The 23,224-nt window shown below is 31.7% G+C and carries 20 protein-coding genes; 17 read left to right on the top strand and 3 right to left on the bottom strand.

Going from position 1 to position 23,224, the window contains the following annotated elements:
* A partial coding sequence (locus I6U51_RS23775) for a formate--tetrahydrofolate ligase (RefSeq protein WP_211145039.1) occupies positions 1–664 on the top strand: 664 nt, incomplete at its 5' end.
* A 328-nt stretch (positions 665–992) separates the two neighbouring features.
* Here the strand turns inward: I6U51_RS23775 and I6U51_RS23770 are convergent.
* A complete protein-coding gene (locus I6U51_RS23770; RefSeq protein WP_211145038.1) occupies positions 993–3,089 on the bottom strand; it encodes a methyl-accepting chemotaxis protein in 2,097 nt (698 codons plus the stop codon).
* 346 nt (positions 3,090–3,435) lie between these two features.
* On the opposite strand from I6U51_RS23770, the gene I6U51_RS23765 reads away from it, so the two are divergent.
* The 11 genes from I6U51_RS23765 to I6U51_RS23715 all read left to right on the top strand — a co-directional run bounded on the left by I6U51_RS23765 (position 3,436) and on the right by I6U51_RS23715 (position 17,824).
* The gene (locus I6U51_RS23765; RefSeq protein WP_211145037.1) at positions 3,436–4,509 is read left to right on the top strand and encodes a glycosyltransferase family 2 protein; all 1,074 of its coding nucleotides are present in this window, start codon (positions 3,436–3,438) and stop codon (positions 4,507–4,509) included.
* A 46-nt stretch (positions 4,510–4,555) separates the two neighbouring features.
* Entirely contained in the window at positions 4,556–5,335 is a 780-nt protein-coding gene (gene rfbF / locus I6U51_RS23760; protein ID WP_211145036.1) for a glucose-1-phosphate cytidylyltransferase, read from the top strand.
* Positions 5,336–5,360: 25 nt separating this feature from the next.
* Complete coding sequence (locus I6U51_RS23755) at positions 5,361–6,656, top strand: UDP-glucose dehydrogenase family protein (protein WP_211145035.1); 1,296 nt, start codon at positions 5,361–5,363, stop codon at positions 6,654–6,656.
* 854 nt (positions 6,657–7,510) lie between these two features.
* The gene (locus I6U51_RS23750) at positions 7,511–9,433 is read left to right on the top strand and encodes an OPT family oligopeptide transporter (RefSeq protein WP_211145034.1); all 1,923 of its coding nucleotides are present in this window, start codon (positions 7,511–7,513) and stop codon (positions 9,431–9,433) included.
* Positions 9,420–9,770, top strand: coding sequence for a PqqD family protein (locus I6U51_RS23745; RefSeq protein ID WP_211145033.1), 351 nt, complete (start codon positions 9,420–9,422; stop codon positions 9,768–9,770). The genes I6U51_RS23750 and I6U51_RS23745 overlap by 14 nt, the downstream gene beginning before the upstream one ends.
* A 589-nt stretch (positions 9,771–10,359) precedes the next feature.
* Positions 10,360–12,282, top strand: a complete 1,923-nt coding sequence (locus tag I6U51_RS23740) for an OPT family oligopeptide transporter (protein ID WP_211145032.1) — start codon at positions 10,360–10,362, stop codon at positions 12,280–12,282.
* A complete protein-coding gene (locus I6U51_RS23735) occupies positions 12,269–12,619 on the top strand; it encodes a PqqD family protein (protein ID WP_211145031.1) in 351 nt (116 codons plus the stop codon). Before I6U51_RS23740 ends, I6U51_RS23735 begins: the two co-directional genes overlap by 14 nt.
* Positions 12,620–12,980: 361 nt before the next feature.
* Entirely contained in the window at positions 12,981–13,754 is a 774-nt protein-coding gene (locus I6U51_RS23730; protein ID WP_211145030.1) for an arginase family protein, read from the top strand.
* 261 nt (positions 13,755–14,015) lie between these two features.
* Complete coding sequence (locus tag I6U51_RS23725; protein ID WP_211145029.1) at positions 14,016–14,813, top strand: ABC transporter ATP-binding protein; 798 nt, start codon at positions 14,016–14,018, stop codon at positions 14,811–14,813.
* Positions 14,813–16,450, top strand: a complete 1,638-nt coding sequence (locus I6U51_RS23720) for a hypothetical protein (protein WP_211145028.1) — start codon at positions 14,813–14,815, stop codon at positions 16,448–16,450. The genes I6U51_RS23725 and I6U51_RS23720 overlap by 1 nt, the downstream gene beginning before the upstream one ends.
* Before the next feature lie 150 nt (positions 16,451–16,600).
* Positions 16,601–17,824 carry an MFS transporter gene (locus I6U51_RS23715; protein WP_211145027.1) on the top strand — a complete coding sequence of 408 codons (1,224 nt, stop codon included), beginning with the start codon at positions 16,601–16,603 and terminating at the stop codon, positions 17,822–17,824.
* A gap of 174 nt (positions 17,825–17,998) precedes the next feature.
* On the opposite strand, the gene I6U51_RS23710 is transcribed toward I6U51_RS23715, so the two are convergent.
* Entirely contained in the window at positions 17,999–18,217 is a 219-nt protein-coding gene (locus I6U51_RS23710) for a hypothetical protein (RefSeq protein WP_211145026.1), read from the bottom strand.
* A 42-nt stretch (positions 18,218–18,259) separates the two neighbouring features.
* Positions 18,260–18,685: an ArsR/SmtB family transcription factor gene (locus tag I6U51_RS23705; protein WP_211145025.1), complete on the bottom strand. Its 426-nt coding sequence runs from the start codon at positions 18,683–18,685 to the stop codon at positions 18,260–18,262.
* A gap of 150 nt (positions 18,686–18,835) precedes the next feature.
* Here I6U51_RS23705 and I6U51_RS23700 point away from each other — a divergent pair, with 150 nt between their 5' ends.
* The 5 genes from I6U51_RS23700 to I6U51_RS23680 all read left to right on the top strand — a co-directional run bounded on the left by I6U51_RS23700 (position 18,836) and on the right by I6U51_RS23680 (position 23,003).
* Positions 18,836–19,672 carry an isocitrate lyase/PEP mutase family protein gene (locus I6U51_RS23700; protein WP_246517670.1) on the top strand — a complete coding sequence of 279 codons (837 nt, stop codon included), beginning with the start codon at positions 18,836–18,838 and terminating at the stop codon, positions 19,670–19,672.
* 25 nt (positions 19,673–19,697) lie between these two features.
* On the top strand, positions 19,698–20,258 hold the full coding sequence (locus I6U51_RS23695; protein ID WP_211145024.1) for a flavin reductase family protein: 561 nt from the start codon (positions 19,698–19,700) through the stop codon (positions 20,256–20,258).
* A gap of 187 nt (positions 20,259–20,445) precedes the next feature.
* Positions 20,446–20,871, top strand: a complete 426-nt coding sequence (locus tag I6U51_RS23690) for a gamma-glutamylcyclotransferase family protein (RefSeq protein ID WP_211145023.1) — start codon at positions 20,446–20,448, stop codon at positions 20,869–20,871.
* A 190-nt stretch (positions 20,872–21,061) separates the two neighbouring features.
* A complete protein-coding gene (locus tag I6U51_RS23685; protein ID WP_211145022.1) occupies positions 21,062–21,886 on the top strand; it encodes a MerR family transcriptional regulator in 825 nt (274 codons plus the stop codon).
* 70 nt (positions 21,887–21,956) lie between these two features.
* On the top strand, positions 21,957–23,003 hold the full coding sequence (locus I6U51_RS23680; RefSeq protein ID WP_246517669.1) for a serine hydrolase domain-containing protein: 1,047 nt from the start codon (positions 21,957–21,959) through the stop codon (positions 23,001–23,003).
* The last annotated feature ends 221 nt before the right edge of the window (positions 23,004–23,224 follow it).

The raw sequence follows: 23,224 nt of genomic DNA, 5'->3' as shown, positions 1-23,224 counted from the left end.
CGGAGGAGTACCAAAGGCTGAGTTAAATAATGAAAACTTAGAAGCTCTTGAAAAAGGACTTCCAAACTTATTGAAACACGTTGAGAATATAACTAAAGTATTCAAACTACCAGCAGTAGTAGCAATAAATGCATTCCCAACTGATACTCAAGCAGAGTTAAAGTTAGTTGAAACAAAATGTAAGGAATTAGGAGTTAACGTTAAACTTTCAGAAGTTTGGGCAAAAGGAGGAGAAGGTGGAGTTGAAGTAGCTAAAGAAGTAGTTAGATTAATAGAAGCAGGGGAAAATGAATTCCAATTCTCGTATGATGTTGAACTTCCAATAAGAGATAAAATAAGAGCTATATCTCAAAAGATATATGGAGCTGATGGTGTAATATTTACAGATCAAGCTAACAAAGAAATTGATGAATTAGAGAAGAATGGATTTGGAAAAACTCCAATATGTATGGCAAAAACTCAGTACTCCTTAACTGATGACCAAACTAAACTTGGAAGACCTACAGGATTTAATATAACTGTAAGACAAGTAACAATTTCAGCAGGTGCAGGTTTTGTTGTTGCAGTAACTGGAGCAATAATGAAAATGCCAGGACTTCCTAAAGTTCCAGCGGCTGAAAAAATAGATGTTAATGAAAATGGAGTAATAAGCGGATTATTCTAAAGTATTTTTATATAACTGCTGTCTCGTATAAGAGGAGACAGTAGTTTTTTATAATTTCTGTAAGCTGCTTAACTGATAATATAATCAATAAAAAGATGCTGCCTCAGCCATAAAGTGAAACTTGAATCAGATGGAGTTTCAACTCCACCTGATTCTTAGTTGAACGAATCCAGGGACGTAGCCGCTCTTTACTCCCACTTTGAAGAAAAGCAGAGAACCAAAATCTCTGATTTTGTGTGAATCGCTTTCACAGAGTGCGATGGGAGTATTAGAGCGGGTAGTCATCGGATAAATTTAAGTCTTGTGGCTAAGACAACATCTTTTCAGTCTATGATGAAGAGTCTAATTTAAACATTTCTACTATTTCATCCATCTTAACGGATAGCTCATTAAGCTCTTTAGCTGTTTCCGAAATAGAATGCATAGCACTGGTTTGTTCTTTAACCATTGCTGCTACTTCTTCAGTAGAACTAGCTGATTCCTCTGATATAGCAGATATTTTTTCAATAGAAACTATAGCTTTTTCTTTATTTTCATCTACATTTTTAACATTTTCTGACAAGTTATCTATATGATTTAAGCTATTTTGTATAGAATCCATAATTAAATCAAAGGATTTTTCTGTTTCAATTATAGAAGAGTTAGCTTTATCTACAGCATCCATACCAGTGTCCATAGTACTTTTTGCAAGACTTATTTCACGTTGTATTTCGCTTACAATAATAGCTATTTCCTTTGTATGTTCTGTACTTTGTTCTGCTAAGTGTCGTACTTCTTCAGCAACTACAGCAAAGCCCTTACCATATTCTCCTGCTCGAGCTGCTTCAATGGCTGCATTAAGCGCTAATAGATTTGTTTGTTCTGCAACGCTATTAATAGTACTTACTATATTATCTATAGAACCGGATTTACTGTCTAGATTATCAACAATAGTAGATAGCTTATTTGTTACATCACTATTTATTTTAAATTTATCTGTAAGGATATTTAAAGATTGAGAACCATTGCTGCTCATTTCTTTGGCATTATTATGAGATTCTTTTACTATTTCAGAGCTTCGCAGGGCAATTTGTATGTCCTCAGCTAAACTCTTGATTTTTTCCAAGCTATCCTGAGAAAATGAAGTATGTTCCGTTGCATTACTTGCTAATTCAGACATTGCATCAGAAACATTATTAATATATGTTAAAGTATCATTAGTATTTGTAGATAAGCTTTTAGAATGCTTAAAAATCTGAGTAGAACTGTTTTGTAAATTAATAACTACATTAATTAGATTTTTCTTTAAGTTAAGTACAGCCCTAATCATAGTGCCCAGTTCATCTTTATTTTTAGAAAATTTCTCTACTTCTTTATCTATACTTGAGGAAAGATCACACTGGGATATAGCATTTACAAGTTCAGTAGTTGCTTTAATTGGTTCTGAAATTTTTTTGCCTAAATACAATGCTGCAGCTATGGATAAAACAATTCCTATTATAATAATAGCAGAAATTATTAGGATTAATCTATTAATGCCGCTAAGGACCTCAGATATAGGCGGAGCAACAGTTAGAACCCATCCATTTGAAAGCTTTGAATAAGCTAGCAGTTTGTATTGTCCATTTTTACTTTTATATTTAATAAAGCCATCTTGATTTGCTTTCATTTGATCATAAAGATCTTTATATACCCCATTTTTAACTGTAGCTAAGTTATCTTTATATGTAAAATCGGGATGTACTAAGTAATCATATTTCTCATTGTATAGAGAAGCATAGCCTGTGTTATATACTTTAATACTATTTACTAGATTTTTAATATAACTTAGTTTTAAATCAACACCAACTACACCTATAAGTACATCGTTCTTGTATATAGGTTTTGAATATGTAATTACATCTGAGTTAATAATGGAAGAAGTATGTGGAATGGACCAGGTTCCATTTTTATTTTTTATGCTTTCATAGTACCACTGCATGTTTTTATTTTTAGAGTCATATTTTTCTTTTGTTAGTTCAGGCTGTGTTTCGAAATCACCAGTGCTTTTAACATCAGCAAGATTAACATCAGCTACTTGACCGGTTAAGTCAGGATTAAGAAGAAAATACATAGATGAATAGGATTTAGAGTCTTTCGAATAATTTTTTATGGTTGATGCTAAGGTGTTTTTATATTCTTCCATGTATTTTGGATCTGATTTTAGTCGCTCTACATCAAAGGTATTTAAGACATCAGAGTATAAATAGTCCAATTTGCCTTCTGCTAATCTAAGCTTTTCATTTAAATCTGCCGCAGTGCTTTTAGACATATATACAAGTTTGTCCATAGCTTCCTCATTAATAAGTGTTTTTCCTGCAATTATTGAAACGGCTCCTAAAATTGAAGATAAGGTAACGCAGCAAGCTATAATGGTTATTATGATTTTAGTGCTTATTTTTTTCATGTTAGTAATCCTTTCAAAAATTATAAGTTTTATATTTTTATGGACAACAAATACTATTTTACCATCTGTTCTATAAATAGTCAAAAATTTGGATAGGTATTGAACACTTAGTGAAGACGAGTGTAGCGAAGTCTGAACTTAGTGTGAAAGCCCACATTACGGAGGGAAGCGGAGTAAGGTGTTCCTTAAAAGAACACTTAGTGAAGACGAGTGCGGCGAAGTCTGAACTTAGTGTGAAAGCCCACATTACGGAGGGAAGCGGAGTAAGGTGTTCCTTAAAAGAACACTTAGTGAAGACGAGTAAGGCGTTCCTTAAAATTCACTTATCAATAATGCTTATCATATAATGAAGGGAAAGTTGGGCTACAAAGTGTCAAAGCTATATCCTATGAAAGGAGTTACAGCTATTATGGAAGAAAATTTACCAAAGGTAACGATCATAACACTTGCCTATAATGTAGAAAAATATATACATCAATGTATCAAAAGCGTTTTAGATCAAAGCTTTACAGAATTTCAGTGGGTAATTTTAGATAATGGATGTACAGATGGGACAAGTGAGATTTTAGAAGAATATGCAAAAAAGGATAAAAGAATAAAACTTTTTAAAAATAAACGGAATAGTCTTATATATGACGAACCTAATGTTAATGAATTTACTCAATATATTGAAAATCTAGATACAGAATACTACTGCACTCTTGATAGTGATGATTATATTCATAAAGATTTCTTAAAAGAATTATATGAAATTGCAAAATTAAATAATGCAGATATTTCAGTTTGTGCTGTTCATATATTTGAGGATGAAAACCCACAAGCAGTAACTATAAGGTATTGTCCTGATTTTTGTACTAAGGATATAACAAAGATAGGAGACATATTCCCTCAAATCTACAACTGCTTTAGACCTATGTGGGGGAAGTTAGTTAAAACTGAAATAATAAAGAAGACTGCTAAGTATATAGCTGAAAATAATATAAAAGTCACTAATGGAGCAGATACCATAAATTGTATCCAATATTTAAGATTTTCTAATACTTTGGTTGCAGTAAATAAAGAACTTTATTACTACAGAACAAGAAATGATTCTCTTTATAATTCTAATATAGGAAAGGATAGATATATGGCGTACCTTAAAATATACACTGAAAGTAAAAGCTTGCTGGAGAGTTGGAACAAGTTAGACAATAACAACCTAAACTTCATTGCCAGTATGCTTAATTATTCTTTAATATATTGTGTATATTTAGCAGCTAATGTAACAAGAGGATCTATAAAAGAAAGGATAGAAGTAATCACTGCTATTTTATCTGATAAGAGCGTTAGAGAAATTCTTAATGACAGCGGTTTATTATTTGATTTAATTGATGAATGTATAAAATCACTAAATAGGATTGCTAAAAGAAGCGCTAATTAGAACAATTTAATTTTGCAAATAAAGCGCAAAAGGAAGTGATCAAATCATGAAAGTTGTAATTTTGGCCGGTGGATTTGGAACAAGAATAAGTGAAGAGAGCCATTTAAGGCCCAAACCTATGATTGAAATAGGAGGTAAGCCTATTTTATGGCATATAATGAAAAGCTATAGTCACTATGGATTTAATGATTTCATAATATGTCTCGGATATAAGGGTTATATGATTAAAGAGTTTTTTTCGGATTACTATTTGAATACCTCAGATGTAACCTTTGATTTTACAAAGGGTAATAAAATGACAGTTCATAATAATGCATCAGAACCTTGGAAGGTTACATTGGTAGATACAGGCCTATATACAATGACTGGTGGAAGAGTAAACAGAATAAAAGAATATTTAGGTAAAGAGACATTTATGCTTACCTATGGCGACGGAGTATGTAATGTAGATATTAACAAACTAAAGCAACACCATTTGAATTCCAATGCTTATCTTACTATGACTGCTATTCAACTAGGAGGAAGATTTGGCGTACTTGACATTAATGAAGATACAAATGAGATAGAGAAATTTATAGAAAAGCCTAAAGAAGATGGGGGATGGATTAATGGTGGCTATATGGTAGTGGAACCGGAAGTAATTGACTATATAGATGATGATAGTACAGTTTTCGAAAGAACTCCACTGGAGAGGCTAGCTAAAGAAGGTAAACTAGTCGCTTATAAGCACCAGGGTTTTTGGCAGTGTATGGATACTCAGCGGGATAAGAATTTACTTGAAAGGCTGTGGAATGAAAATAAAGCACCTTGGAAGGTATGGAAGTGAAAAAATTAATAAAGGATGATTAGCTATGAGTTATACAATTACAGTATTTGGTCTAGGTTTTGTTGGACTTACCACGGCTCTGGCTTTTGCTGAAAAAGATAATAAAGTATATGGTTTTGATATGGATGCTGAAAGAGTAAAAATGATTAAAGCTGGTAAACTTCCTTTTGCTGAGACGGAATTAGATACTGCTCTACTTAGACATATTAATAAAAACTTTACTGTGACAGAGGAACCAGAATATGCAGTAAAAAAGAGCGACTTTATATTTTTATGTGTTGGAACTCCCTGTGGAGAAAAGGGGGAAGCAGATTTAAAATATCTTTACTCTGCAATAGATATGATGGCGTCGGTATTAAATGATAATAAATACCGAGTATTGGTTATTAAATCTACAGTACCTCCATCAACGACTTTAGAAGGAGTTATTCCGTATTTAGAAGAAAAACAATTATCTGTTGGAGATAAATTTACGATTGCTAATAATCCAGAATTTTTACGAGAAGGTCACTGCTGGGAGGACATGATAAATGCAGATAGAATAGTTTGTGGTGTTTACGATGAAAAAGGAGAAAAGATGCTTCAAAGTCTATATGAGAATTTTCATATTCCTTTTTTTGCAGTATCACTTAATACTGGTGAGTTCATAAAGTATTTATCAAATACCCTTCTTGCAACCATGATAAGCTATTCGAATGAAATGACAAAAATAGCAGATGCTATAGGTGGTATACAAATAAAGAAAGCCTTCAATATACTACATTTAGATAAACGATGGGGTGGGTGCAATATGACATCCTATGTTTTTCCTGGCTGCGGTTATGGAGGATATTGTTTGCCTAAGGATACACAGGCTATGTACGAAAAGGCAGTTTCAAAGGGATATGAACCTAAGATACTTGAGAATGTTATTAGAGTAAACAATATCATGCCTAAGTTTATGGCAGATAAGATAATAAAGATTGCAAATAAAACAGATACTATAGGAATGCTTGGACTGTCATTTAAACCAGGCTCCGATGATGTTAGAGATAGCTCTACAGCTAAAATAATTAGAATTTTGCTAGATGAAGGATATAATAATATAGTTGCCTATGATCCAATAGCAAATAAGCCTTTTGCAAAGGAATATAAATTTAATGAAGTTAACTATTGTAATAGCATAAAAAGTTTATGTGATAAAGCGGATATATTAGTTTTAGCTACCGCTTGGGATGAATTTAGAGATATTGATAAAAAATATCCATCAAAAAAAATTATTGATTGCAGATATTTTTTAGGATGGCAGTCTGATGATTCATCCGATGACTACCCGCTCTAATACTCCACCTTCCCAAAGTTGGAGTAAAGAGCGGCTACGCCCCTGGATAACGATTTCTAAGTATCAGGTGGAGTTAAAACTCCATCTGATGCCAAGAACTCTGTTTATAAAGTATTGCTTTTCTAAAGGTGAATGAGAACTTAAAATAAAAAAATGATAGATTTTGCCTTTGAGGATCAAAAAAGTCTATAAGCCTTAAAGTGGTAAGGTTTATGGGCTTTTTTCTTGTTTAAACTAAAAAATACAAGAAGATTATACTAAGGATATAAATATGAAGTCTAATTTACTTTAATGCATAATTAAGCAAAGATACTGGGACAGGCCTTTGTTAAAAGGACTTGTAATTCCACAGATGGGAGACTAATAAAAGTAATAGGGAGGTGGAGAAGTTATGGAAATTCCATTAAGTATATTAAATTCTAATCAAGTACATAATAAAAATAAAAAATTAAAATTAACAAATTCATGCTGTCTTCACTAGGGAATAATAAGCATAGTGAATTTGTTAACATTTAAAAATTCAAGGAAATGATAATCATTATTAATAATAATACATGAAATTTTTAATTAAAAAGAGTTATTCACAGTTTGTTAACTATTTTTTTGCCTTGAAAACTAAAATTTAATATAGGATCTGAGTATATTTTATTATTATTATTGTAAATCATACTATTTATTATTATTCTTACAAATTGTCCTATATCATTTAAAGGGAAATTGTATAATTCTAATTAGTGACACTATTGCAATTCTCATAACAAATAGACTTTTTTATTTATAAAATTACAAAAATCTTTATTTAGCAATAATTGTGTTATAATTGTTTTCATAAAATATAAAAGGAGGTACGTCTTATGGATAATAAATTATCTAAAGATGCATATGGTGGCGTAGCTGGTAAAGACTATGTTCCTTACATTTCCAGTGGTTCTAAATCTGGTGGAAACGTTGCCGTATTAATTATTGGTATTATTTTAGCTAGTTTATTTGCAGCATCAACTGCCTATTCAGGTATGAAATCAGGTCTTACAGTTGCGGCTGGTATACCTGGTTCTATAATAGGTTCCGCATTTATAGCTGCATTTGCTAAGCAAAAAGGTATCCTTGGCAAAAATTTAGTTCAAGGTATGGCAAGTGGTGGAGAATCTGTTGCTAGTGGTATAATATTCGTTTTACCAGCAATTCTTCTAATAGGTGCTAAAGTTACTTTCCTAGAAGGTTTTGTTGTTGGTGTAGGCGGAGTTTTATTCGGTATAGGAATAGCTTCTCTTGTTCACAATTACTTAATGGTTGAAGAACACGGTAAATTAATGTACCCTGAGTCAATGGCTATATCTGAAACACTTGTTGCTTCAGAAGGTGCTGGAGATTCAATGAAGTACATGGGAATCGGTTTCGGAATAGGTGGTATTATAACTGTTATAACTAGCTCATTTTTAAATGTAGCTAACAACGTTATAAGCTATGTAAATGAAACTTTCTACAAGTGGAAATTTGAAGTTGAAGTTAACCCTCTATTATTAGGTATAGGATTCATAGTTGGCTTAGATGTTTCTTTAACTATGTTCGCTGGTTCTATATTATCTAACTTCGGTATTATGCCTTTAATAGGTTATTTTGCTGCTCTTGGAAAAGACGGTGCAACTGTATGGAATAATCCTAATGTTGCTATAAACGCAATGCAGGTTAAACATATAGCTGGTAGTTATGTAAAATATATCGGCGCTGGTATGATGCTTTCTGGTGGTTTAATAGGTGCTATAAAGCTTATACCTACAATAGTATCTTCCATAAAAGAAACCCTTAACGCTAAGTCTTCAAATGGTGCTGGCAGTTCATCTGTTGGAAACATAATATTACTTGGTGGTATAGTAATAGGTTTCATAGGAGGTTTCGTGGTATCTGGTGGTAATATAGTAATGGCAATAGTTGCTGCTATTTTATCATTATTCTTATCATTACTATTTGTTATAGTTGCTGGTCGTTTAACTGGTACTATAGGAACTTCGAACCTTCCTGTATCTGGTATGACTATAGCTTCTATAGTTATTGTAACATTATTATTCGTTGTAATGGGATGGAAAAATCCTCAAAACAATAAATCTTTACTTTTATTTGGTACATTTATAGTTACTGCTATATCTATAGCTGGTGGTTACTGTCAATCACAAAAAGTTACTTTCATAGTAGGTGGCGACAAAAATGAAATGCAAAAATACTTTGCTATAGCTGGTGTAGTTGGTGTTATAGTAGTTGTTGGTACTATATTAGTACTTTCTAGCCAACTTGCAATGACTGGTGATAACGTTCCATTTGCACTACCTCAAGCTAACTTAATGTCAACATTAACTGCTGGTATAATGTCAGGTAAATTACCTTGGGTTATGATAATTGTTGGTGCTGTTATGGGAGTTGTTTTATTCTTATTAAACCTTCCTGTAATGACAATTGCTATAGGATTCTACTTACCAATATCTACAACTTCTATAATATTAATAGGTGCATTAGTTCGTCTATTTATAGAAAAAACTTGTAAATCTGAAACAGAAAAAGAAGTTAAAGTTTCTAATGGTATAAGTTTATCTTCTGGACTTGTTGCCGGTGGTTCTATATTAGGACTTGTAGGTATAATACTTCAAGTATCAGGTGTTATAAAAGGAGCTGGCCCAAGTGGATTCACTGCTTCTAATGGAATGGCTGTTATAATATTAGTAGGTTTAATAGTAGCTACTACAATACCTATAATGAACAGTAAGGTAAAAAATGCTAAACAATAACGAAGATGTTTTAAATATAGTGTTTAAAATCTCTGATAATCTAGAATATGAAGTAGATAAAGAAGGTATTGTGACTATACTTGAAAAGCAAGATCATAAGGTCCAAAAGTTCTTTAGAAAACTTAAATTCAGAATTCCAGAATATAAAAAAACTTCTTTAGATGAATATGGAAGTTATATATTTTTACAAATAGATGGCAGGAAAACGGTAAAAGATATTGGAGAAAATCTAGAAGCAAAGTACGGTGACGAAGCTCACCCACTTTATGAAAGATTATTGTTATTCTTAAACCATATTGACGTTAATTGTCACTATATAGAAAAAACAAATTTCTAATAAAAAAGATGGCGCTGATTAGCAGCTGCCATCTTTTTTATTATCTAAGCTATGAGAAAGTAATAGAAAAGCCTATAAGCCTTAAATTGATAAGGATTATGGGCTTTTGTTGTTTATTACAATAAGTAAGTTGGAGTTTGCAATAAATAAGAATTTAAAAAATTCACAAATTATTAATAATTTTATGAAATGATGATTATAATGAATTTTCTGATATTTAGAAATTCAAGATGGCAATAATCCCTTTTTAATGATTATATATCTGATTATACATTGTTTTTTATTAAAAGGGATTATTTACAGTTTTTAACTTGTATGCTTGTTCTGAAAACTAAAATTTCATATAGAATCTAAATGTATTTTATCATTATTGTAACATTAAATTCAATTTAATATTATATTTACAATATGACCCATATTGTTACAAAAATCTTTATGCCCTTTAAATTTAAATTGTATAATTCTAATTAGTAGAAATATTGTGTTTTTATTAACGAATAAATTTCTTTATTTTCAAAATTGGGAAAATTCTTTCTAATAATAATTGTGTTATAATTGTGTCTATTAAATATAAAAGGAGGCATGTATTATGGATCATAAGTTATCTAAAGATGCATATGGGGGAGTAGCTGGTAAAGACTACGTTCCTTACATTTCTAGTGGTTCTAAATCTGGTGGAAACACTGCTGTATTAATTATTGGTATTATTTTAGCTAGTTTATTTGCAGCATCAACTGCCTATTCAGGTATGAAATCAGGTCTTACAGTTGCTGCTGGTATACCTGGTTCTATAATAGGTTCAGCATTTATAGCTGCATTTGCCAAGCAAAAAGGTATTCTTGGCAAAAACTTACTTCAAGGTATGTCAAGTGGTGGAGAATCAGTCGCAAGTGGTATAATATTCGTTTTACCAGCAGTTCTTCTAATAGGTTCTAAAGTTACTTTTTTAGAAGGTTTTGTTGTTGGTGTAGGTGGAGTTTTATTCGGTATAGGAATAGCTTCTCTTGTTTACAATTACTTAATCGTTGAAGAACACGGTAAATTAATGTACCCTGAGTCAATGGCTATATCTGAAACACTTGTTGCTTCAGAAGGTGCTGGAGAATCAATGAAGTACATGGGAATAGGCTTTGGAATAGGCGGTATTATAACTGTTGTAACTAGCTCATTTTTAAATGTAGCTAACAATGTTATAAGCTATGTAAATGAAACTTTCTACAAGTGGAAATTTGAAGTTGAAGTTAACCCTCTATTATTAGGTATAGGATTCATAGTTGGCTTAGATGTTTCTTTAACTATGTTTGCTGGTTCTATATTATCTAACTTCGCTATTATGCCTTTAATAGGTTATTTCGCTGCTCTTGGACAAGATGGTGCAACTGTATGGAATAATCCTAATGTTGCTATAAACGCAATGCAGGTTAAACATATAGCTGGTAGTTATGTAAAATATATCGGCGCTGGTATGATGCTTTCTGGTGGTTTAATAGGTGCTATTAAGCTTATACCTACAATAGTATCTTCCATAAAAGAAACTATTAATGCTAAGTCTTCAAATGGTGCTGGCAGTTCATCTGCTGGAAACATAATAATAATCGGTGGTATAGTAATAGGTTTCATAGGCGGTTTCTTGATATCTGGTGGTAATATAGTAATGGCAATAGCCGCTTCTATTTTATCATTATTCTTATCACTACTATTTGTTATAGTTTCTGGTCGTTTAACTGGTACTATAGGAACTTCGAACCTTCCTGTATCTGGTATGACTATAGCTTCTATAGTTGTTGTAACATTATTATTCGTTGCAATGGGATGGAAAAATCCTGAAAGTAACAGATCATTACTTTTATTTGGTACCTTTATAGTTACTGCTATAGCTATGGCTGGTGGTTATTCTCAATCACAAAAAGTTACTTTCATAATAGGCGGCGACAAAAATGAAATGCAAAAATACTTTGCTATAGCTGGTATAGCTGGTGTTGCAGTAGTTGTTGGTACTATATTATTACTTTCTAGTCAACTTGCAATGACTGGCGATAACGTTCCATTTGCACTACCTCAAGCTAACTTAATGTCAACATTAACTGCTGGTATAATGTCAGGTAAATTACCTTGGGTTATGATAATTGTTGGTGCTGTTATGGGAGTTGTTTTATTCTTATTAAATCTTCCTGTAATGACAGTTGCTATAGGATTCTATTTACCAATATCTACAACTTCTATAATATTAATAGGTGCATTAGTTCGTCTATTTATAGAAAGAACTTGTAAATCTGAAATAGAAAAAGAAGCTAAAGTTTCTAATGGTATAAGTTTATCTTCTGGACTTGTTGCTGGTGGTTCTATAATAGGACTTATAGGTATAATACTTCAAGTGTCAGGTGTTATAAAAGGAGCTGGACCAAGTGGATTTACTGCTTCTAATGGAATGGCAGTTATAATATTAATAGGTCTAATAATAGCTACTATAATACCTATAATGAACAGTAAGGTAAAAAATGCCAAACAATAACGAAGAGGTTTTGAATATAATATTTAAAATTTCTGACAATTTAGAATATGAAGTAGATAAAGAAGGTATTGTGACTATACTTGAAAAGCAAGATCATAAGGTCCAAAAGTTCTTTAGAAAACTTAAATTCAGAATTCCAGAATATAAAAAAATTACTCTGGATGAATACGGAAGTTATGTATTTTTACAAATAGATGGCAGGAAAACGGTAAAAGATATTGGAGAGAATCTAGAAGCAAAGTATGGTGACAAAGCTCACCCACTTTATGAAAGATTATTGTTATTCTTAAACCACATCGACGTTAATTGTCACTATATAGTAAAAACAAATTTCTAAAATATAGAAGATGGCACTGCTTTCAGCTGCCATCTTTTATATTAGCCAATTCTCTATTTTAATTAGTACTTCCGAGGTATGTAAACAAATTGTTAATAATATTCAAAAACATTAATTATTTCAGAAAAATTTATTAATAAAGTAAGTAAAAAATCCCATAAGGCTTAAAATGATAAGGCTTATAGGATTTTTTTGTTTTCTAAACTAAAAAATACAAGAAAATTGAACCAAATATGTAATTTTGAAGTTTAATTTACTTTAATATATAATTATGTATGGATACTGGGACAAGCTTTTGTTAAGGAGGTTTGCAATTCCACAGATGAAAGACTAATAAAAGTAATATGGAGGTGGAGAAGCTGTGGGAATTTCAGTAAACATATTAGATTTTGACCAAGTATATAATGCACAAACCTATTTTAGGAAATCTCGTTATAAGAGGATTAATCTTTCAGACATTAGAAATACAAACAGATATTGTGAAAGAAAATCTTTAATTTCTATTAGTAAGAGATTGAAAAAGTATAAAGATAGGGGAATAACCTTTATAGGAAGTGGAAACTACCATTATGTAACCTATCTACTTATGTCAGAAATTCAATCACCATTCACGCTAGTTTTATTCGATCATCATACAGATATGATGGAGGCGCCCTGTGAATCTTTAGTGACCTGTGGGTCATGGGTATTGAACTCTTTAGAGAATCTACCAATGCTTAAAAAGGTTGTTATTATAGGCACCAGGGAAGATTTGCTTAAATCTATACCGAAAGATTTAAATAAAAAAGTTTTGGTATTTTCAGAAGAAGATGCAGGACAAACAGATATAAAAAAATATTTAAAATTAGGAGTTTCTACTGAAAATGTATACGTTAGTATCGATAAAGATGTTCTTGAAGAATCAGAAGCGGTAACAAATTGGGATCAAGGAAATATGAAACTTATGCAGTTACTTAATTTAATTAAATTTATTGCTGCGGATAAGCGAATCTGTGGCATAGATGTTTGTGGAGAATATCCATACAGTCCAATAGCAAGCTTTGGTGGACAGACTTTGGAAGCAATACAAAAGAATGATAGGGCTAATTTCAAAATTTTAAACACAATAAGTAAGTTGGACTACGTAATAAATTAGTAATAAGCAAGAGAAGCTAATATGCATATATAGATAACAAAGTAAAAGTAAATAAGAAAGCCTATAAGCCTTAAAGTGATAAGGCTTATAGGCTTTTGTAGTTTAAAGGTAAAACATAAGGAAATTATACCAAAGATGTAATTTTGCAGTTTAATTTACTTTAATGTATAATTATGTGTGGATACTGGAATAAGAGCTTTGTTATAAGGCTTTAAATCCCACAGATGAAAGACTAGTAAGAGAATACGGAGGAAGATTTTTATGGAAATTACTAAAGAACCTATTATAAACATAAGAGACTTAAGAATAAACTTTGGCGAAAAACAGGTGTTAAATGGAATAAATTTAGATGTATACAGAGGTCAGATTATAGGATATATAGGACCAAATGGAGCAGGCAAAAGTACTACGATAAAGATATTACTAGGGCTTATAGAAGGGTATACCGGGGAAGTCAGGATTTTAGGACAGGACATATCAGATGGCAATACAGAATATAAGAAAAAAATAGGATATGTTCCTGAAACTGCAGAAATATATGATAGTCTTACAGCAAGGGAATACTTGACCTTTATAGGTGAGCTGTATGGTTTAGATTATGAGGATGAGGATGTTGATCAAAAAGCACAGAAGCTCATGAAAATCTTTGGGATAGAAGGGGTATATGATTCTAGAATGACATCATATTCTAAAGGTATGAGACAAAAGGTGCTTATAATATCAAGTTTGCTGCATAATCCTGATATATTATTTTGGGACGAGCCTTTAAGCGGATTAGATGCCAACAGTGTTATGATTGTAAAGGAAATACTAAGCGAATTAATGGCACAAGAGAAAACTATATTTTACTCATCCCATATAATGGACGTAGTTGAAAAGATAAGTAATAGAATAATACTAATTAAAAATGGACAAGTTGCAGTTGACGGAAGCTTTGATGAATTAAAGCATAGATGTAAGGACGGGTCCTTGGAAGATATATTTAATGAGCTAACCGGATTTAAAGAATACAAATCAATAGCTGAGGAGTTTGTATCCATAGTTAGAGGTGAAAAATAATGAAGGACTTTAAGGTGTTGAAGTTTTTAGACAGATTTAAAGGCTTTTTCGAAAAAATTGGCGTAGATTACAATGTTATGAGAAAGATATTACAGGTAAAGTTCATTATGGATAAAAGAAGGGTTTCTACCGTAATGAATAATTCATCAAAAAATGAAAGTGAGAATGAAAATAGCTTTAAGAAATCTTTATTGTTTTATGGATTTGTCGGTTTAATTATATGCCCTATAATTTGGGCAAAAGAAAATTTTATATTTCAAATGAGTTTTGTTTTTGGAATATTAATGTTTATGATTACAACTACTTTAATTTCTGATTTTTCTTCAGTACTTTTAGATGTAAGAGATAAGAATATTATATTTTCAAAACCAGTGAATAGTAAAACCTTAAGTATGGCAAAGGTTTTGCATGTATTAACTTATATGGTTCTTATCACTTTTTCATTATCAGGTGCAGGACTTGCTATAGCATTATATAGACATGGGATTTTATTCTTTATAATGTTCTTATTAGAAATAATTCTTATGGATTTATTTATAGTGGTTCTAACAGCTTTGTTATATTTACTTATACTAAAGTTTTTTGATGGAGAAAAGCTAAAGGACATAATAAACTCTGTTCAAATAGTTTTATCTATAACTATAACTGTAGGTTATCAATTTATAGGAAGATTATTTGATTTTACTAATATACATATGGCCTTTACTCCAAAATGGTGGCAGTATTTTATAATGCCTATATGGTTTGGAGCTCCTTTTGAATTAATGTTACGTGGTAATCATAATATTTATTTTATAATACTTTCAATACTTGCAGTGCTAGTACCTGTAGCTTCAATAATCATATATATAAAACTAATACCGACTTTTGAAAGAAGCTTACAAAAACTAAATAATAATAGTGGTAAAACTAAAAAAGAAAACATAAAAATATTTGACAGATTATTAAAGATAATTTGTTTAAGCAGAGAGGAAAGGATATTTTTTAGATTTGCATCTAATATTATGAGAAACGAAAGGGAGTTTAAGCTTAAGGTATACCCTTCTCTAGGATTTGCTATAATTTTTCCTTTTATATTCATATTCAATGAATTAAAAAGTATAGGCTGGAATGATATAGTTTCCAGTAGGCTGTATTTAAATATATATTTTTGTGCAATAGTAATGCCAACAATAGTTATGATGATCAAACATTCAGCAGGATACAAAGGAGCTTGGGTTTATAAAGCTATTCCTATTAAAAGCGTTGCGGACATATTTAGAGGAACATTAAAAGCCTTTATTTCTAGACTGCTGTTTCCTATATATATTGTTGAATGCATAATATTTATGTGTATATTTGGAGTAAGGATATTCCCAGATTTAATTGCGGTATTTCTAAATATATTATTGTTTACAGTGATTTGTTTTAAAACACTGAAAAAGTCATTACCTTTTTCGGAAAGTTTTGGGATTTCTAGTCAGGGTGAGGGGTTAGTAGTAATTCCACTTATGCTTTTACTTGGAGTTTTAGCAGCAGTACATTATTTTTGTACTTCCGTTAATTATGCAGTGTATGTATACATTGTAGTGATGATTATTGTAGATATATTTGCATGGAAAAAAGCATTTAATATATCATTAGAGAAGCTAGGGTAAGATGAATAATGGATTGATAGAAAAGAAAAGGCTTTTGAATATTTTAAATTTAATTAAAATTTGGGGAACAGTAAAAGATATTGAATAATTTTTGGAAGATATATATAATTGTTTAAGTAAAACAGGACTAGAAAGGATAACTGAATAAAGATGGATGCAAATAATGATAAGAGTCTAAATATTCCTGCCATAGCATTTATATTTTTAATAATGGTGGTTATGGCTATAACAGACAACCTAAAAGGAGCCTTTATACCTACTTATAAAAGGATTTTTTCAGTGAATGACATAAATGTAGGGTATATGATTACAGCGGCTTCTATAGGATATATAATATTTACATATATAGGCGGATTTCTTTGTGAAAAAATCGGACAAAAGAAAGTAGTTATTTTAGGAACGATAGCTATGTTATCAGGTCTTACAATATTATCTCAGGCTAACTCTTTCACTATGGTTATAATGGGAACTGTAGTTAACTCTATTGGAGTTTCGCTAATAAGTATAGGAGCTAATACTATTGCACCGGTTTTATTTATTAGTTATCAGGCTATTTTAATGAATTTAACACATTTCTGTTATGGGTTAGGTTCAGCAGCAGGTCAGAGATTTGTTGGAATAATGATAGGCAGAGGAATGGATTGGAGAAAAATATTTGTACTTGTAGCAGCAGCTGTTTTAGTAGTGTTAATTGCCTTTTTATTTGTAAAAGTCCCTAGTGTTCATGAAGAAAATAAAAATAGCAAAATAAATACAAGAGAAATATTCAGTAATAAACTTATATATTTATACACTATAGCTTTAGGATTTTATATTGGAGCAGAATGGTGTACAGGAAACTGGTTTATGAATTACACGAATAAAGTATTTAATTTTGACCAGAGTTCAGGTTCATATTATGCAGCACTTTTCTTTACTACTTTTGCTATAGGAAGATTTATAGGTGGATTTATAGTAGAGAAGACAGGATACTTAAGATCAGTTATGGTTTCATTAATAGCTGCGTTGGTTGTTTATTTCTTTGGTATTTCAATGGGAATAGGTGGAGTAATGTTTATATCCTTATCAGGAATATTCTTTGCTATTGTGTTCCCTACAGTAATACTTACTGTAAATAAGGTGTTTAAAGAAAATACAGCCTATATAACAGGAACTATAATAACTCTTGCATCAATATTAAGTACAGTTATAAATCTATTGATGGGATATTTGAATAAATTTATAGGAGTTAAAAATGCTTTTTATGCTGTTCCAGTATGTTTAGCGGTAGCCTTAGTCTTTGTATTTATAATACATAACAATACAAAAGAATATCTATATGATGCTACTTATGATAATATAAAAAAAACTAAATTTGATATTAATATAGTTTAAGATATAAAAGCATCTATACAATTTCATCTGTAATTGTATAGATGCTTTTGTTAACTATAATAAAGCAAATAAACAATTGTAAAATTATATTAAGTAAGCACAACAACTACTCTTAATTAAATGAAAATAGGGAACTATAACTTCGGATCGTTTCCTATTTTTCTGAATTTATATTCAAAATTTTATATGCCATTTTTGGTATAATTGCTCTTTTCCCTTAGCTGTTAATTTAATAGCTCTACTATTTCCTGTACGCTCTATCCATTGATTATTAAAAAATACATTCATTAGGGCTTTTCCTACACTACCAGCTACATGATGCTTTCTCTCACTCCAATCTAAACACATTCGGCAGTAGCATCTTTTTTCTTTCTTTAATAGTTCAATGTTCACTCCATTAGACTCAAAAAAATTTTCTCCTTCTATACTTAAGTTTCAACCATACTCTGATTTTATGATATAATTCTTTTCAAGTAACCAGTCAGTAAGTTGTACTCCTATTTTTCCTGCTAAATGATCATAACAGATTCTACCTGAATATAGCATCTGGTTTTCAATACTTTGATTTAAGGACCTTGAAGGTTTTAAAGGAGAAATTTGAAGACAGCTCTCAAGCATTTGAGCCAATTCTTTATTACTTATTTGATAGTAATGAAATCGTCCGTGTTTTTCCATAGCTACCCATTGCAATTCAGTAAGCTTTGCTAAATGATAAGAAGCAGTATGCGATTTAATTCCAGCAGCCCTAGCTAACTCATTAACAGTGTGAAATTCACCATCCATCATTACCATAAGAATAGTAGATCGTGATTTATCAGCTAAAGCTTCTGCTAGTTGTGATATTTGTGGAGTTCCAGTCATAAATATCCTCCTTATAATTTCATATATCGATGAACATTGATATATCCATAGTATATAATAATTTATATTACTTGTACAAGGAATAAGTTCATTAATCATAAAATTGTAAATTCTATAGATAACAAGAATGTTTATGAAATGAGGTAAAATATGAATAACACAAAGCAATTACACTTAGCAAAGCAATTTCAAGAGCTTCACCATCGCAATAAAATGTTTATACTTCCTAATGCGTGGGATGTTGGTAGTGCAGTTATATATGAAAAAACCGGCTTTCCAGCAATTGGAACAACAAGCGCTGGATTTGCTTATAGTCTAGGTTATCCTGATGGAGAAAAAATTGATTTTGAATATATTGTTCAAACAGTAAAGCTAATAACTGAAAGGGTATCTATCCCTGTAAGTGTAGATATTGAATTGGGTTATGCTAACACAATCGATGGAATAGTAGAAAATGTAACTAAGATTATTGAAGCTGGTGCAGTTGGAATCAACATTGAAGATGGTTATTCTGCTCCAACTCCTTACCTAGAAAATCTAGATATTCAAATAAAAAAAATTCAGGCTATATCTAATCTTAAAGAGAAGTTGGGAATTCCTTTTGTTATTAATGCCAGAACTTGTGTATTTTTTATTAAAGCAGGAAAAGAGGATGAAAGGTTATCTATTGCCGTTGAAAGAGGCAATGCTTTTCATAAATCAGGTGCTGACTGCGTTTTTGTGCCTGGTGCAATTGAAGAAGGTATCATTTCAAAATTAATAGAAAATATTTCTGCACCTATTAATATTCTTGCCACACCTATGACAAGCAATTTGGAAAGTTTAGAACAGTTAGGAGCTAGACGGTTAAGCCTTGGTTCTGCTCCAGTTAGAGCGGTTTATTCTAACCTGATAGAATCTGTACAGCAAATACAGAATGAAAATAAAATTTCAAAATTACTTAATCATGATTTTTCTTACGAAATAGCTAATAGAATATTTTCATAATTAGATTTAGCAACAGGAGGTACGCATGAGAAAAAAAGAAATATATTCTGAAAAACTCTATTATGGTTTTCCAATTTTTCTAATTGGGTATAAAGATTCAACCTATGGATATAACTTTACAACCGTAAGCTCGTCATATTCTTTAGGTGATATGCTTGTCGTGGGCATTTATAAATTTGGTAATGCAATTAAGCAGATTAAGAATGTCAACTGTTTTACAGTTAACATTCCAGACAATAATTTAATGCAGGAAATTGAAATTGGCGGTACTAACTCTGGAAAAGATAAGTTTAAACTTGCTTCGAAACTTAATTATCATATCTCAAATAAAATAGACGCACCAATAATCAATAATTGTATTTTAAACATTGAATGTGAAGTTGTTCAAATAGTTGAATCAGATGAATTTGAAAATTATAGTAATATTATTGCTAAAATCAAAGGTAGATTTATTAACGAGGAACTACAAAAGGATGAAATTATTATACGAGAATGTTTAAATCCAGTCTTATATGTTGGCGATGGATATAAGCGTTCATATAGATATTTAGGTAATAAAATCCATGACTTTGGAGACTTTAGTTAATTTGAAGAAAGTAATCACAATTTACAGTTGAGCTAATTAGCAACATTCTTAAAACACGAACTAAAGGAACTCCCTTTGGAGTTTCTTTAAAAAATCTTATATTATTAACATTATTCTTAAACAGAGCCATAATTTAAAAAAAAGCATTTTTTCATAAAGCTAAACATGAAGGTAGGGGGAATTTTAATTGAATAAATATTACATAGCTTACGGATCAAATATGAATCTTGAACATATGTCACATAGATGTCAAACAGCAAAGGTGAAAGGAGTAGGCAGCATACTTGGCTGGAAGCTTGTCTTTAGAAAAGATGATGATGAGGCCTTTGCAACCATAGAACCCTTTGAAAATGGAAGAGTACCAGTTGTTATATGGGATATAAAGCCCTCTGACGAAGAAGCATTGGATGTGTATGAAGAATATCCTCTGCTTTACCGTAAAGAAGTTATAAAAGCAGTGCTTAAAGGTGAAGAACTAGAGGCTATGGTTTATATAATGAATGGAGATAGAGCTTTAGGAAAACCAAGTCAAAGATATTATGAAACTATAAGACAAGGATATATTGACAATGGTATTGATGTAAAAATTCTTGATGATTTTTTATTTGTATAGAGAAACTAACTTTCGGACTTATAACCCTACACAGATAAGTACAGCCCCAAATTGACTTATACACTAAAGCAGCGCCAATATTTTTGCGGTTGACTTTGTCCTTACGGTAAGGTGTACAGTAGAATTGTACAATGTATCGATATTTAGTGCATTTAGTTCGTATAAGAATATGAAGAATGGAGGTGACTTCTTGCTATCGATTGGAGAATTCTCAAAGATATGTGAAGTATCTACGAAAACGCTTCGATATTATGATGAAATTGGATTAATTAATCCTGATGAGATTAATCCTGAAAACGGTTATAGATATTATTCCATCAGGCAACTAAAAAAGATGCTCTTTATCAACCGTTTAAAATCTTACCATTTTTCTTTGGAAGAAATCAAAGCCATTCTGGAATTGGAAGAGGATGAATCAGAAGAGAAGCTTTGTTCTGCCCTTAATCTCAAGCGGAGGGAAATACAGAAAAAGCTAAATGCTTTTGAATATACCCTAAAACAAATGAGTAATGATATTCTAAATTTAGAAAAGGGCATACCAATTATGTCATACCTTTACGATATTGAAGTACAACTTGTTGAAACCCAGCCAATGAATATCCTTTATATTCGTCGAATGATGAGTAGTGACGACTATGCTGCAGGATATGGAAAATATTTTAATAGGATATATAAAAAGATTGCTACTGAAAAACTCACCTTGCTTGGTACGCCAATGACTATTTATCACAGCTCTGAATACAATCCTGCCGGTAATGATACAGAGTTTGCTATCCCGATAGAAGAGCCTGTAAAGGGAACGAGAGATTTACCTGGAGGCCTTTGTGCGAAGTCTGTTTTAAAGGGTTCATATCCAGAATTAACATCGGTATATACTAAGCTGAGGGAATGGATAGAAAATGAAGGATATGAATTGGTGAAATCACCATATGAAGTATATGTAACCGACCCCAATCAAGTCACTGTTCCCGAGGAGCTTATTACCGAGGTGTATTTTCCTGTAAAGAAAAAATAGTAGCAAGACCTGACTTTTTCTTTAAGGTTCACTAAACAAAATAAAAAACGTCTTTTAGGAGGTGTCTATAATGCAAAGAAACTACTGGCCAACTACAAAATGGCAAGCCTTAGACTCGTCAACCTTGAGAATGAATTCTGAAAAGCTTTCAGAGCTTGAACCTATGATAAAATCCAAGTACAGCAATATAAACGGTATTGTTGTTGTGAGAAATGGATATATTGCTTATGAAAGATATTATAATGGCTATGGCCCAAATGATGCGCACCATGTGGCATCTGTAACGAAAAGTATAATATCTGCCCTCATTGGCATTGCCATAGATACAGGATATATTAAAAATGTGGATCAGAAAGTGCTGGATTTTTTCCCCGAATATATTCCCGATGCTGCTGATAGGCAGAAACGAGAAATCACCATACGCCATCTTCTCACTATGACGGCTCCCTATACATTTGAGGACTGGAAGGAACCGCTGGACAAGATGTGTATACAACCTGACTGGGTGAAGTATACTTTGGATATGATTGGCCAAAAAGGAAGTGTTGGAACTTTTAAGTATTCCACCGCAGGGGCGCACCTACTTTCAGCCATAATCACTCGCAGCACAGGAAAAAGTGCCCGTGAGTTTGCCAACGAACGCTTATTTAAACCCATCGGCATGAAAGAAATTCCGAATTATGAAATGAAATCATTTGGTTTTGAAGATTTATTCGGAAAAAACGTAAAAGGGTGGGTTAAAGACCCAAACAGTAACTCCACAGGAGGATGGGGGCTTACACTAATTCCACGTGATATGGCACGTTTTGGTTTTCTATATCTGAACCGTGGCATTTGGGACAATAACCAGGTTGTTTCCAAAACATGGATTGACGAGTCTACAGCTCCTCATTCTGAGACACAGATTGAGGAGGCAATAGCCAAGTATGGATATCTGTGGTGGTTACGTGAAGAGGAGGCCGCTTTTGCATACTTAGCACTAGGCGATGGCGGTAATGTCATTTGTTGTATTCCAGAAAAAGACCTAGTCGTAGCAATTGCATCAGAATTCATCATGAATCCTCGTGATAGGTGGACACTGATTAAGGAACAAATTATCCCAGCTGTAATAGACTAAACTTATTACCACCAAGTCTGGCAAAGATGAAAGTAGAAAAAATAAGAAAACCGTTGTAGTGGCAGTGCTTTGGTATTGCTAATATTTGTCTCACGGCGTTTTTGAAAAGCCAACCTTTTCTATTACTATTGTAATAGGTCTAGGTGCTTATTTAGCAAAGGATGAATTTAAGAAAAGTTATTCAGCTATGAAAGCAGCTAACTAAAATTAAGAAGAATATT

It is taken from the genome of Clostridium aciditolerans (assembly GCF_016316925.1).
Taxonomy (GTDB): domain Bacteria; phylum Bacillota; class Clostridia; order Clostridiales; family Clostridiaceae; genus Clostridium_AM; species Clostridium_AM aciditolerans.
This window is presented reverse-complemented; position numbering and strand designations above follow the sequence as displayed.

Excerpts from the sequence above, each read along its gene's own strand:
- I6U51_RS23700 (WP_246517670.1), top strand. The coding sequence starts at position 18,836 with ATGAATAACACAAAGCAATTACACTTAGCAAAGCAATTTCAAGAGCTT.
- I6U51_RS23770 (WP_211145038.1), bottom strand. The coding sequence starts at position 3,089 with ATGAAAAAAATAAGCACTAAAATCATAATAACCATTATAGCTTGCTGC.
- I6U51_RS23705 (WP_211145025.1), bottom strand. The coding sequence starts at position 18,685 with ATGACTGGAACTCCACAAATATCACAACTAGCAGAAGCTTTAGCTGAT.
- I6U51_RS23715 (WP_211145027.1), top strand. The coding sequence starts at position 16,601 with ATGGATGCAAATAATGATAAGAGTCTAAATATTCCTGCCATAGCATTT.
- I6U51_RS23735 (WP_211145031.1), top strand. The coding sequence starts at position 12,269 with ATGCCAAACAATAACGAAGAGGTTTTGAATATAATATTTAAAATTTCT.
- I6U51_RS23740 (WP_211145032.1), top strand. The coding sequence starts at position 10,360 with ATGGATCATAAGTTATCTAAAGATGCATATGGGGGAGTAGCTGGTAAA.
- I6U51_RS23725 (WP_211145029.1), top strand. The coding sequence starts at position 14,016 with ATGGAAATTACTAAAGAACCTATTATAAACATAAGAGACTTAAGAATA.
- I6U51_RS23765 (WP_211145037.1), top strand. The coding sequence starts at position 3,436 with ATGAAGGGAAAGTTGGGCTACAAAGTGTCAAAGCTATATCCTATGAAA.
- I6U51_RS23695 (WP_211145024.1), top strand. The coding sequence starts at position 19,698 with ATGAGAAAAAAAGAAATATATTCTGAAAAACTCTATTATGGTTTTCCA.
- I6U51_RS23680 (WP_246517669.1), top strand. The coding sequence starts at position 21,957 with ATGCAAAGAAACTACTGGCCAACTACAAAATGGCAAGCCTTAGACTCG.
- I6U51_RS23750 (WP_211145034.1), top strand. The coding sequence starts at position 7,511 with ATGGATAATAAATTATCTAAAGATGCATATGGTGGCGTAGCTGGTAAA.
- I6U51_RS23745 (WP_211145033.1), top strand. The coding sequence starts at position 9,420 with ATGCTAAACAATAACGAAGATGTTTTAAATATAGTGTTTAAAATCTCT.
- I6U51_RS23755 (WP_211145035.1), top strand. The coding sequence starts at position 5,361 with ATGAGTTATACAATTACAGTATTTGGTCTAGGTTTTGTTGGACTTACC.
- I6U51_RS23720 (WP_211145028.1), top strand. The coding sequence starts at position 14,813 with ATGAAGGACTTTAAGGTGTTGAAGTTTTTAGACAGATTTAAAGGCTTT.
- rfbF (WP_211145036.1), top strand. The coding sequence starts at position 4,556 with ATGAAAGTTGTAATTTTGGCCGGTGGATTTGGAACAAGAATAAGTGAA.